The organism is Roseibium sp. RKSG952 (assembly GCF_009711355.1).
Map to the genome: position 1 here is coordinate 184928 of NZ_SMMF01000957.1, position 12667 is coordinate 197594.

Sequence of the window (12667 nt, forward strand, 5' to 3'; positions counted from 1 at the left end):
TGAAAGAGCCCTTAACAGTCTTTCGTCAGCGGCCCGGGCTTCGCGCGTTCAGCAGGTCACGAACCGCCTATTCCCGACATTAAGCGTGTCGTCACAAGGCTGCGATGCATCCCATCTAAGCAGCCGTTTAGGCTTCAACGCCGCGCTAGAGGTGCTCAACGTCTGTTCGGCGAGACAAAGCCGTCATTGGAAAACAATATATCTTCGAAGGGTAGCCCCGCTGCTACGGCACGTACTTTTCATCCAACCAAATATTCGCAAGAGAGCCCCACGAAATCCGAGAACAAACCCTGTCGGGCGGAAATCCGGGCAATCGTGTTACAACTGCCCGGAATTGAGCCTACTCAGCCGGGGCTGTCAGTTTCTGGCGTAAGCCATCGCGGTATAGGGCCTTGGCGAGAGCCACGCACATCAGTCCCATGACCATCGTGAAGGGCAGGGCACCGATGATCATCGCGTTCCGCAAAGCATCCATCGGGTTGTTCTCGCCGGCTGCAAGGATCAGCGCACCAATCACCGCGGTCAGGATCAGACCCCAGATGATCTTGTGCTTGTTACCAATGTTCTGATCGCCACCCGACATGATGGTGTTCATCACTAGAATGCCAGAGTCGGCAGATGTGACCAGGAAGGTCATGATTAGTACAACGCACATAACCGTGATCCCGGAGAGTAAACCACCGGTAACCATCTCTTGCAGCGTGACAAACAGCTTGGCTGTGTTCGACGCGCCGATGATCGCACCTTCGGCTGTACCGTTCAGCTCAAGATCAATTGCTGTGCCTCCCAGTATGGTCATCCATGCAAAGCAGACCAGCGCCGGTGCAAACACGCAGCCGATGATGAACTCTCGAACCGAGCGACCTTTGGAGATACGCGCCAGAAACAGGCCGACGAAGGGCGAGAACGCGATCCACCAGGCCCAATAGAACGTAGTCCAGCCAGCCTGCCAGCCGAACTGACGGCCAGGATCGCCTGCGGCGTAGACCGAAGCAAGAACCGATTCCGGCAACGCTGCAGCATCGCCTTCCAAGCCCGACACGAACCCGTCAAATGATCCCCAAGGATTGGTCGCACCGGCATAAAGCGCGTCGGCAAACGGCGCGGCCTCGCTGGGCAGAGCCGCATCAAACGCTGTTGCCGATTGCGGGTTGAAAGCACCAAAGCTGAGCGAGATGAAGTGCAGGATGTAGTCTACAAACGCTGTTGCATAGGTGGTCATCGCAAATAGGAACGACCCAAAGACAACGAAGACCAGAAGCAGGATCAGCGACAGTACCAAATTAAGGTTCGACAGGTACTTAACGCCTCGTCCAACCCCCGAGACCGCCGAAATGATCGACAGACCCATGATCACGATCAGACCTGCCAGCAGGCCAACGGTGCTGGGTGCGGGCGCGTCTCCGGTCATGTCCATCATCCATTCCATGCCCGAGATGGCATAAAGGCCGTCAATGAACTGCGAGACGCCGTAGCCGATGGTCACCGACACACCCAGAATGGTCGCAACCACTCCAAGTACATCAACCACATGGCCCAGAAGACCATTCATCAGCTTTCCAAACAGTGGGGTCAGCGCGGTACGGATGGTCAGAGGCATGTTGCGCGTATAGGCGTAGTATGCCAGCGAAAGACCAGTCACCACATAGATCGACCAGGCATGAAACCCGTAGTGCAGGAAGGTATAACGATACCCGGACTGCAACGCCTCTTCGGTGTTGCCGGCGACGTCTCCGGCAATAACGACCGGGTTTGATCCCCACAGGCCCAGAGGTTCGGCGGTCGCAAAGACCATCAAACCAACACCCAGACCGGCACCAAACATCATCGAGAACCATGAAAAGTCGGAGAATTCTGGCTTTTCACCCTCGGGACCCATAAGCCGTTTACCGGTTTGCGGCAGCGCGGCTACGACAAACAGGAAAAAGGCAAATAGGCCTACGATAATGATGTAGAACGCATTGAAGTCTTCCAATAGGCGCGAGTTCAGGCTTCCCAGAACGCCATTTGCGTTTGCAGGCCAAACCAGAGCCCAGATGACCAGCGCAACCATGATCGACTTGCTGAGTAAGGCAATTTCGACGCTGTGGCCTTCGTAGAATCCGCCCGAAGATCGCTTGATCTCCAGATCGGTAAAAGGATCCTTCATTGACATGTGTTACCTCCCTGTTCGCACGTGTCCAGATGTCCAGAAAAGATTTGGCAGGTGTCCCGGAACTTCACCATTTGGGCCCTAAGTGAGCAGGGCCTCAATTTTCTCCAGCGTTGCCACGTTGACGGCTACACCTTCAGAATTTGCCGCCAAACGCTTTGCCCGGCGACCATCACCGGGCAAATGTGCGCCGTCCTGAAATCGGATCGCTTCGACAAGATCGGCAATTTTGGTCGAAAAAGCGTCATCTGAGGTCGCAGATGCGTCAATCGCGACAAAGAACTGGCCCGTTTTAGGAGGGCCTCCAGCCGTTCCCGAAAAGGGTGAGGCGTGGATTCCAAGGGTGGCACCGGTAAGCGCCGCGGCCAAAACCTCTGTCAGCAAGGCCACGCCGACGCCTTTATAGCCCCCCGAAGGGGCCATCGATCCTTTGAGCCCGACATTTGGGTCGGTGGTGGGGTTGCCATCGGGGTCCAGCGCCCAGCCAACCGGGATCGACTTGCCTTCCCGGGCATGTTTCATGACTTCGCTTTTTGCGATGGTGCTGGCGCTCTGGTCGATCAGAAGTGCGGGCTGCCCATCGGTGCCCGGAGCGGCGATCGAGAACGGGTTGGTCCCAACCACCGGCTTAGAGCCACCCGAAGGAGCAATTGAAGCCGGAGCATTGGTGAATCCCAAACCGACCAACCCAGCCTGCGCGAGCTGGTGAGTGTGATACCCCAAAACGCCGCAATTATAGCTGTTGCGGATCGCCAGCGCGGCAATCCCCTGCGTGCGGGCAGCTGGGATCAGCGCTTTGAACCCGACCTCAATGGCTGCATGTGCAAACCCGGTGGCAGCGTCGACAGTGATAACACCGGGGCGTGGCTTCGCCAGAACCGGCTGGGCCTGCCCATCGACCTTGCCGCATTGAACATGCTCACAGTAGATCGGGATATAAGCCAGGCCATGACTGGCAACCCCGTCTGCTTCGGTCGCAGCGGTTGCGACCGCCAGAGGCCGCGCGTTTTCCTCGCTTGTGCCCGCAGCGACCAGTGCCTGGAAAGACAGCTCTTCGATTTCAGCAAGTGACAGGGTGCGGGTCTGGATCATGACGGTCTCTTTTCAGTCGTTATCGGAAAGCCCGGCACCAGCGCCGAGCAAACGGGATTCTTCCGTTGCCGGGGCGTAGGTGCGGTGTGCAAAGCTGTTAAGTGTATTCCATGCCGCCGGATCGGGCATCGCGCGGGTCTTTTGCGCGCGCGGGTTGGTCAAGGTATCACCCAGTGCAACCTCGATTACGCTTGCGTGGGCGGGACACTCGTTTTCCAGTACCAGTCGCGTCCCGTCAGTCGCGGCGCAGAAATCGCCCGCTACGACGCTAACAACAGCGGATTGACGGCGCGCGGCTTGGGCCGCAAATGGCAGCAAGACAGCAGGCGTGGCCAAATTTCTGATCCGGTTCGGTCCGGATTGCAGCAAATGCGAGCAATCCGACAGCAATGCCCCAGTCATCAGCGGACACAAGTCCATACCCCCGGCCCAGTCGGATTCCATATGTTTAGGGACGTGTTCATCCAAATTGCTGGCAAACCCGCGCTCCAAAACGCGTGCCAATTCGGCCACCCCGTCAAGACCTTGTGCACAGAGCCAGCGCGTCGCCTTCCCGGCCTCTTCCGCCACACCCCAGTCATAGCCTGCACCGCGCGTTGCACGTTTGGCGGTGGCTTCGACTTCATTCAGGGAAAAGCTCATTGCGCAAGCTCCGGATAGACCCACAAATCGGCATTGTTTGGGCCCAGCTCTTCGGGATATGGCGCGCCTGCGTACATACAGATGCGAACCCAGCGGTCTGAGCGCGGATCGAAATGGGTGGCGCCAAAAAACGAGAGTTTGGCGCGCAGCATGTCGATGGGCATCACCTCTGCGCCAATCGTATTGTCCCGGATTTCACCATACGGAGCGACGCGGCTCATCTGCGCGCGGCGCACCGTGTGGCGATGTTCCGGGTGGCGCAGCAGAAACTCTGCGACCGGGGCTTTGCCCGACCAGTTGTCCAGCGCGTCAAACGCGCGCGCCGCATCGCGCGCCGGCGCAAGAGGTTGTTCATAATCCGCGATCGGTTCGTCGAACCGTTCCCCCAGGCGGGGTTCAAGCTTTTCTTCGGAAACATACCAGGCGCGCGCGCAATGTTCGGCCGCGTTCCAATCCAGGTCCAGCGCCCAGCCAAAGCTCGTGCGGATCAGCTCGCGCACCTGGTTGACCGGCATTGCACCGTCAACTGCAAAGGCTGCGCTGTTGCCATCCGCCATGCAACTGCTCAACCCGTCCACCAACTCGCTATATGGTTCAAGGATCAGAGAGGCCAGCAACTCTTGCCCTTCTTCGCCAAGGGCAGTCTGAGACCATTGGATCAAGTGCTCCCAGGGCTGGATCCTTGTCAGATCTGTCTGATCGAGATGCGCGGCTATCGCGTCCAGATCGGCATTCAGAGCGACAAGTTTTTCGATCTGGGTCGGGTGCTCAGACAGCCACCACGAGATCGACAATTTGCTGCGCTCGAATACCTCGCGGAACATGGTCACTTCGGCGTCCGTCGCGGTCTCAACGGACCGAACGCGGGCGATGGCCTCTTCGCGTGCCATGATCCAATTGTTGAACAGGATCGGGTGATTGACGATGAAGGGCGCCATGCCCAGCCCGGTCGAGTTGCCGATCCCCAGCCAGCGAGCGATATTCGGGTCAAGCTGCGCGGTCTGTGCACCGCCCTTTGCCTTTGCCATGTGCTGCACCAGATCACGTACGAATATCCGGGTCAGATAGACCGAGAGCATCTCGGCCTGAAACGGGCCGCTGACCTCGGGGCGATCGGCGATCTTTTCCCGGTCCGCAGCGCCGAACTTGCCCGATCCATAAACCGCTGTGGTGCGCATCAGATACCCAACCTTGTAGATCTGCGCGAGATCCGGCTGCTGACCCGCAGCCAGCCGGTCTACCACATGGGCCCACAACCGAACCGAGCGGTTGGCACGCGACAGCGACAACTCGCTTTCACTAACCCGACCAGCCTCTTGCAGCGGTACATTCCGGGAAAGACGTTGAATATCGTCCTTGGTGGGAACACCATCGAACAGGGCGAAGGTGGCATCCCAGGCCTCGGCTATCACACGATCCGAACGCTGCTCGGGCGGCAGGTCATGGGCGAAGGCGACAAGTGAATAGGTGCGATCGGGTCCTTGCGCGGAATACACCGCATGGCCCACACCGTTAGCGTCAATATCAAAAACGGGCCGGGAAAAGACCCAATTCTCAGCCGCCATGCGGCGGGTGAGCTGGCGCATGAAGCTGAGCCGACATTGATGCAATGACCCAAGACGCGAAAGTCGCATCACCCGGGCAGGGTCACGACGTTCAACATTTTGGGGCGTGGTGGTCATGGCTGTTGCGATCCAAAGTTTTCGGCAAAGAAACGATACCAGTTGCCGCCCATGATGCCCGCCACCTCTTCGGCGTTCATACCAACGGCGCGAAGCCCGTCTTTGATGTTGCCAAAGTCGCGATTGTCGCGGAACCAGTGCGGCATCGGAGGGAAGCCGGGCGCCGAGGCCGAGCCTTCGCCATAGTCAATCTCTTTCGTCCAGCGCCCAACCCGCATCCATTCGACCACGCTGTCGGATTGATCCTGACACAGGTCCGTACCAATCCCCAGGTGCTTTACCCCATATTTGTCGGCCGTACGGGCGATCATCTCGCAGAAGCTTTCCAGCGTGCAGTCAGATTTGCCCTTCAGGTGGTGCGGATAGACCGAAAAGCCGAACATACCGCCGTTTTGTGTCACCGCGCGGATCACATCCTCGCGCTTGTTGCGCAGCGCAGGAGACCATTCGTGCGGGTTGGCGTGCGTGATGGCGATAGGACGTTCGGAAATTTCAGCCGCCTCGACGGTCGAGCGGTCTGCCGAATGGCTCATGTCGACCACAAGTCCGACCCGGTTCATTTCCTTGATAACCTGCCTGCCCATGCGGGTGATGCCGGTGTCTTCGGCCTCGTAACAGCCGGTCGCCAGCAGCGACTGGTTGTTATAGGTCAGCTGCATGAACCGGGCACCCAGATCGTGCAGGATCTCGACCAGACCGATATCGTCTTCGATGGGCGAAGGGTTCTGGAACCCGAAAAACACCGCCGTCCGCCCTGTTTCGCGGGCGGCGTCGATGTCGCTGGCCCAGCGGCCTTTCATGATCAGATCCGGGTATTGCTCGAACCAGCGATTCCATTTCTCGAAATTCAGAACCGTTTCGCGGAAATTCTCATGATAGGCGATGGTGACGTGGATCGCGTCCACGCCGCCTTCGCGCAGTTGGCGGAAGATCTTTTCCGACCAGTTGGCATATTGCAGGCCATCGATCAGCATCAGACAGGGCCTGCGCTGATATAGGCGGTTTTGACGGTAGTGTAGAACTCGGCCGCTGCCTTGCCCTGCTCGCGCGGGCCATAGGAGCTGTCACCACGGCCACCGAAGGGCACGTGATAGTCGGTGCCTGCAGTCGGCAGATTAACGGTCACAACACCGGTGCGCGCGTTGCGGCGGAAATGAGTGGCGCGGGCCAGAGATTTGGTCACAATGCCCGAGGTCAGACCAAAGTTGGTGTCATTGACCACGCTTAGCGCCTCGTCATAGCTGCCGACCTTGATGACGCTGGTCAGGGGTGCAAACATTTCCTCGCGGTTGATGCGCATGTCGTTGGTAGTGTTCAGGAACACGCCGGGAGACATGTAGAACCCCTCATGTGGCATCTCAAGCCGCTGGCCGCCGCAGGCCAGTTCCGCACCTTCGGATTTGCCCTGATCGACATAGGCGAGGTTCTCAGACAGTTGCTGCAGGCTGACGACAGGTCCCATCTGGGTGCCGTTTTCCAACGCATGTCCCACCTTCATCGCCTGCGCACCCGCGACCAGCTTCTCGACAAAGGCATCATGGATACCCTCATGCACCACAAGGCGCGACGAGGCCGTGCATTTCTGGCCCGTACCGCCAAAGGCTCCACCCAGTGCCAAGGTGACTGCCAGATCCAGATCGGCGTCATCCATGACGGCCAGAGCATTCTTGGAGCCCATTTCCATCTGGACCTTGGTCAGGTTCTGAATGGCGGCAGCGGCAATACCCTTGCCCACCGGTACGGAGCCGGTGAAGGAAATCGCGTTGACCTTGGGGCTTTCGACCAGTCGTTGCCCGATTGAACGACCCGAGCCCATCACAAGGCTGAACAGGCCCTTCGGAATATCCTGACGTTCGATGATTTCGGTCAGCGCCACAGCCGAGGCAGGCGTGATGTTCGCAGGCTTCCACACAACCGCGTTGCCATAACACAGCGCAGGTGCAATCTTCCACGAGGCGGTCGCAGTAGGGAAGTTCCATGGACTGATGATCGCAACAACGCCAACCGCCTCACGTCGCACATCGATCTCGATGTCAGGGCGCACGGAATCAGCGTTCTCACCAATTTGGCGCAAGCATTCAGCGGCATAGTAGGTAAAGAACTGGCCGGCGCGGAAAACCTCACCTTTGCCTTCTGCAAGCGGTTTGCCCTCCTCGCGACTGAGCAATGCACCCAGTTCCTCAGCGCGCGCCATCAACTCATTGCCGATGTTCATGAGCACGGCTTGCTTACGCTCCAGCCCATAGGATGCCCATTCGGCCTGTGCGATGCGGGCCTGATCCAGCGTTGCGTCCAGCTGATCGGCACGGGCCTGGGCAAACATGCCCACCAGATCGCTCAAATCCGACGGGTTGCGGTTTTCAATCTCGCTTTCGCCAGCCAGCCACTCGCCAGCAATCAAGTTCAATTTGGTCACTTTGGATCCCACCAACAGAAATTCGGGTTGCAGAAGGATGGATTCCTTTGATTGCATCAGTCAAATTCAAATAAATTGACCGAACTTCAGAGGAATTGAAGTATGGCTATCAAGATCGAAATGCTGCGCTGCTTCTGCACCGTCGCGCAAACCGGAAACATTGCCGAAGCAGCAGAACGGCTTGGCCGCACACAATCCGCTATTTCAATGTCATTGAAGCAGTTGGAACAGCACATCGGAAAGCCGCTGTTCGAAGGCGAACGCAAGAACCGGTTAACGGTATTGGGCGAGGAAGTGTTTAAACTGGCATTGAAACAGGTCCGCCAGTTCGAACACACTATAAACAGCATCGGAGAAGCCGCAAATTCCGAGCAAGGTCTGGTTCGAATTGTATCGGTCCCGTCAGTCGGGGCGCTGATCTTTCCGGCCGTTCTTGACATCTTGGCAGCCCGGTTTCCCAAACTGAAAGTTGAGATACGCGATACCGACACGCAGCGCGTTCTGGATGCGCTTGCGGAAGGAGAGGCTGATATCGGGATCGCGTCCGGTCACCACCCGATCAACGGCGTTGAAGCGATCCCTCTGTTTGAGGATCGCTTCGGACTAGTGTGTGCGGCGGATCACCCTCTGATCACGCAAACGGCCCCTCCGACAATCGAGGATGTGGTTGCCGCGCCGTTCGTGCGGAACGCTCTGAGCGATAATATCCAAACCCAAGCCTTCGTGAGCGCAATGGAGGGCGCGGCGATAATTCTCCACAACACACATTCGTTGATTGCTTTGGTCAAAACCGGAAAATGGGTCACGATACTGCCCCAAACCGTTTCACGGTTTATGCCGGAAACCATAGCGTTTCGGTCCGTTTCCGACCTGCCGGATAAAAGGCAGGTCTATCTGTATGTCCACAACAGAACACGATTTCGGGAACAGACCGATGCGTGTAAGTCGTTCATTTTGGAATGTATTGATGATTGGCGAACTGAGTAGCTATTGTCTTTTCGGGTTCTGTCGCAATCTACAAAGTCTGACTGTTTGAAATGAAGCACTCGTGTTAACGGCATAGTAGATGGCGGAGGAATTGTTTGCTTGGGGTCGGCATCACACAGTAACTCGGGCCCGAGGTGAGGCATATGCTCTCGCCTAAGACGCAGATTCCCAAGGGTGTATTGGGTATCACATCAAACACGATCATCACTGAGCCGATGGTACGTAAAGCGATCTCTGGCTGAGGTGTCAGTTCCCCTGCGAATCCCATACACCATTAATTAAGTCTACCTGGTAGCAGACATTAATCCCGTTTGCAGAGAATGTAAGCGAAGAGCCTAGATTCACATATGCTGCAAGTGCAAACCGGTTGATTAAAACAAGCCCTTCTGACAATAAGCGATAATGGATCTAATGCCGATTTCCCTCCTGTGGCCCTGCCACTCAGCTCTTCTCAGGGGCTCCCATCGTTGATCGCGTGGCGATCTAGCGAACACCCCTTTATTGAACTGCACATGGAGATGGACGATGACCATTCCAACTTGCCTGCAACACCTCGTTTTTGAGGTATCAGATTTCGGCACACCAGAATTTTGTGACCAGATAATTGGTCGAGCCAACAAAATTGGCTTTGGTGCGGCAACAATCACAACCGAACGCGGTACAAGCGTCGCACAGGAAATTCGTAACAATGATCGAGTGATCTTCGATGATCCGGAGCTAGCGAATGCACTATGGAGAAAAGCGGATCCTCTGTTTTCAAGCTCATTCAAAGGACATCGCGCTGTCGGCCTAAATGAAAGGTTTCGCGTGTATCGCTATGGCGCCGATCAGTTCTTCGATTGGCATCAGGACGGCGAGTTTCAGGCGTCAACTGGTCACCGCAGTATGTTTACGATGATGATATACCTCAATGAAGGCTGCGAAGGTGGCGGCACATCCTTTGCCGATGTGTTCTCACCGCATGTTTTCAATGATTTCACGATTGCGCCAAAGACGGGAAAGGCACTTTTCTTTAACCACCCGCTGTCTCACCGAGGTGACCCAGTTATAAGCGGAGAGAAGTTTGTCTTAAGAACTGACGTGATGTTTGAGAAGGCAGCCTAAGTCCGCTTTGCCCGCAAAGCTGCTGTCTTTAAGGCCTGATGCCGCAAAGCACGCCAGGAATCTCTCCCCAAAATCAGGTTGTACAGTCGGCAGGATTGGTCAACCCGAGCGTCGATCCTTCTCAACCTAGCTTAGAGTTTGCGACAGTTTCGGCTCAGGGCCGATATTGGGCGTAACACGATGGACGATCCCACGACCTTGTTATAACAAACTGTTCGAACAACCAAGACGAGCTTTTTAGGAAGAGGCCTGCAGCGGTGCAACTTTTTAGTGACTATCGGCAAGACTCTCATCCCAAAAGCAGACGTTGCGATATCGACTTGTTGCGCTTTGTTGCGGTAACTGCGGTTGTTCTATTTCACTTTGAGGCACCTGGGTTTTCCGGCGGATTTCTCGGTGTGGACATGTTTTTTGTCATCTCCGGGTATCTGATCACCTCTCATATCCGAAGTGAAATTCGAAACGAGCGTTTTAAGTTATCGTCATTTTTCCTAAAGAGGATCAGACGACTATATCCCGCACTTTTGTTTACACTTTTCGCTACAGCGGTCGTTGTTCTTTTCGTATTCCCACCGAATCTGATTTCAGATTTCGCGTTATCTTTGATTTTTTCCTCCGTCTATCTTTCCAACATACACTTTTGGTCAGGCGCTGATTATTTTGACTTTGAGAGCATCTACAAGCCTTTGCTGCACACATGGTCCCTGTCGGTCGAAGAGCAGTTTTATTTAATTTGGCCGTTGTTTCTCATGCTCATTTCACTCAGGCTACATGCCAGAGCGATAGTTCTCGTGGGCCTGCTCTCCTTGGGGCTTGGGCTGGTTCCCGCATTTTCCTCTTCAACCACATTCTTTCAGTTCCCGTTCAGGATCTACGAGTTCTCGATAGGCGCATTGCTAACCAGCGCAGCGCTTAGCTCCAGACTTGTACATTACAGAGCATTCGTGCTTCCCGTTTCATTTCTGCTTGTGGGAGTGTCACTTTTTTTCAGTTCGGAACTCGATCCAAACCCGAGTTGGGGCACTTTGGCAGTATGCCTGGGCACGGCTGGGATTATCAGCGCATCTCATCCATTGCTGCAAAAGGATACAATCATAACAGCTCCCATGCTGAGAATAGGCCTGATTTCCTATTCAATCTATCTTGCGCACTGGCCCCTGGTGGTTGTTTACAAGACCTACTTCCCCGGAGACATTTCAGCGATTGGCATTCTGGCGCTCATTCTCGCAACAGTGATCATCGCCGAGTTCATGTATCGTTGTATAGAGCAGCCCGCATCGCGTATTTCATTGGAAACCGGATCAAAAGCTCTGGTCGGGATGGTCGCTGGCCTATTCATTTTCGGTCTGGCCTTCCAATTCACGCATCAGCGCATCTACTCGACCATCCATCACAATAGAGGTTTGGTCGCTGAAATATTGGATAAGATTCCCGCGCGCCGAGACGTCGTGCAAATTGCCGAAAGTGAGATCTCCCAGATCAGCTGGCCAGACTATAATGGCGAGAAAAAGAATATCCTGATTCTCGGAGACTCTCACGCTTATGACGTGTTTGCAGCGTTGAGGTATTCGCTATCCCCGAAGAAATACAATCTTACATTGCTTTCCGGAAACAGCGCCTGCGATCCACTTTCGAGCGGAAGTATCAATATTTCGCTTGATGCGCTGTATGAAAATCATACGAACCCGGAAGCTACTGCCCAAAAGTGCTTGGACTTTCATCAGAGTTTCCTGGACCACGTCACTGCTCAGAACCCGGACTTTATTGTTTTCTCAGAGGCTTGGAGAAAGGTGTCACTGGAGTTTCTCCAAGCGACTATCGAGGAGCTGCAGAGCGTTACAAATGCTGAAATTGTTGTTCTGGGCAGGGTGCCGCAGTGGGTCGGAACGCCCGAGACTGTTTTCCGGGATTTTAATAGCGTCGAGCAGTTGAATGACAGCGCTTGGTCCCTGCGGCACCCATACTTCGATGGCATTGACGAAAGGCTTCAAGAAATCGCGCAAGAGACAGGAGTCACGTTTGTATTGAAACGTGAAGTTGTCTGTCCGAATTTCAAATGCGCAGTGATCGTCGGCAATGATCTGTTGTATTCAGATTCTCAACATTTTTCGCCAGCCGGAATGAAGTATTACGGAGAGCGATTGAGAGATCATCCTTCCATGCGATCGATAATTGAACCTTAGGTCATGTTGAAAATTGACGCTACCAGAGGCGGATTGGTGTGATATCGATGAAGCCGAGGTAGTCGGATGTCTGGCCTGGTGTGATTTCCGTCCTCATGGGCAGGCCGTGTGCATTGACGATGAGATGGATTTTGGTCGTGAAGCCACCTCATCAGCGGCCGAGTGGCCCGTTCTATGACACTTGTGGGGAGAAAATGTATGCCACAGCTTGAGAACCAGATTTTTCGTTGACACTCAGAGAATGGTGGGAATTCAGATTACCGATGCCGGGCCAAGGGTAGTATAGAAAATGGCCTCCGAAACGTCGGAGGCCATTCATATAAACCAAATCGACCTTTATTCGGCAGGCATAGTTGTTGCCTCGGGCGAGATAGTTGTTGCGACGCCTGCAGCTTCGCGCCTGCCGTCG

9 protein-coding genes and 1 pseudogene are annotated in these 12667 nt (G+C 55.2%); 3 read left to right on the forward strand and 7 right to left on the reverse strand.

From position 1 onward, the window contains the following. Window positions 1-340: 340 nt before the first annotated feature. The 6 genes from E1297_RS39130 to E1297_RS39155 all read right to left on the reverse strand — a co-directional run bounded on the left by E1297_RS39130 (window position 341) and on the right by E1297_RS39155 (window position 7984). Complete coding sequence (locus tag E1297_RS39130) at window positions 341-2155, reverse strand: BCCT family transporter (RefSeq protein WP_155147867.1); 1815 nt, start codon at window positions 2153-2155, stop codon at window positions 341-343. Window positions 2156-2233: 78 nt separating this feature from the next. Further along, on the reverse strand, window positions 2234-3244 hold the full coding sequence (locus E1297_RS39135) for an Ldh family oxidoreductase (protein ID WP_155147870.1): 1011 nt from the start codon (window positions 3242-3244) through the stop codon (window positions 2234-2236). A 12-nt stretch (window positions 3245-3256) separates the two neighbouring features. Then, window positions 3257-3886: a DUF3726 domain-containing protein gene (locus E1297_RS39140; protein WP_155147872.1), complete on the reverse strand. Its 630-nt coding sequence runs from the start codon at window positions 3884-3886 to the stop codon at window positions 3257-3259. Further along, window positions 3883-5472, reverse strand: a complete 1590-nt coding sequence (locus E1297_RS39145) for a hypothetical protein (protein WP_244328047.1) — start codon at window positions 5470-5472, stop codon at window positions 3883-3885. Before E1297_RS39145 ends, E1297_RS39140 begins: the two co-directional genes overlap by 4 nt. 92 nt (window positions 5473-5564) lie before the next feature. Continuing rightward, window positions 5565-6542: a membrane dipeptidase gene (locus E1297_RS39150; RefSeq protein WP_155147876.1), complete on the reverse strand. Its 978-nt coding sequence runs from the start codon at window positions 6540-6542 to the stop codon at window positions 5565-5567. Continuing rightward, entirely contained in the window at window positions 6542-7984 is a 1443-nt protein-coding gene (locus tag E1297_RS39155; protein WP_368669817.1) for an aldehyde dehydrogenase family protein, read from the reverse strand. The genes E1297_RS39150 and E1297_RS39155 overlap by 1 nt, the downstream gene beginning before the upstream one ends. Window positions 7985-8086: 102 nt before the next feature. On the opposite strand from E1297_RS39155, the gene E1297_RS39160 reads away from it, so the two are divergent. From E1297_RS39160 to E1297_RS39170, 3 genes are all read left to right on the forward strand, one after another. After that, a complete protein-coding gene (locus tag E1297_RS39160) occupies window positions 8087-8971 on the forward strand; it encodes a LysR family transcriptional regulator (protein ID WP_155147879.1) in 885 nt (294 codons plus the stop codon). 525 nt (window positions 8972-9496) lie between these two features. Next, window positions 9497-10075, forward strand: coding sequence for a 2OG-Fe(II) oxygenase (locus E1297_RS39165; RefSeq protein ID WP_196223508.1), 579 nt, complete (start codon window positions 9497-9499; stop codon window positions 10073-10075). Between the two features lie 320 nt (window positions 10076-10395). After that, window positions 10396-12258, forward strand: coding sequence for an acyltransferase family protein (locus E1297_RS39170; RefSeq protein ID WP_155147880.1), 1863 nt, complete (start codon window positions 10396-10398; stop codon window positions 12256-12258). 49 nt (window positions 12259-12307) lie between these two features. Here the strand turns inward: E1297_RS39170 and E1297_RS39175 are convergent. Beyond that, window positions 12308-12421, reverse strand: a pseudogene (locus tag E1297_RS39175) (IS5/IS1182 family transposase); the annotation flags it as partial. Window positions 12422-12667: the final 246 nt, after the last annotated feature.

Coding starts and splice junctions, on each gene's coding strand:
- E1297_RS39130 (WP_155147867.1), bottom strand. CDS start 2,155: ATGTCAATGAAGGATCCTTTTACCGATCTGGAGATCAAGCGATCTTCG.
- E1297_RS39135 (WP_155147870.1), bottom strand. CDS start 3,244: ATGATCCAGACCCGCACCCTGTCACTTGCTGAAATCGAAGAGCTGTCT.
- E1297_RS39140 (WP_155147872.1), bottom strand. CDS start 3,886: ATGAGCTTTTCCCTGAATGAAGTCGAAGCCACCGCCAAACGTGCAACG.
- E1297_RS39145 (WP_244328047.1), bottom strand. CDS start 5,472: ATGCGCCAGCTCACCCGCCGCATGGCGGCTGAGAATTGGGTCTTTTCC.
- E1297_RS39150 (WP_155147876.1), bottom strand. CDS start 6,542: ATGCTGATCGATGGCCTGCAATATGCCAACTGGTCGGAAAAGATCTTC.
- E1297_RS39160 (WP_155147879.1), top strand. CDS start 8,087: ATGGCTATCAAGATCGAAATGCTGCGCTGCTTCTGCACCGTCGCGCAA.
- E1297_RS39165 (WP_196223508.1), top strand. CDS start 9,497: ATGACCATTCCAACTTGCCTGCAACACCTCGTTTTTGAGGTATCAGAT.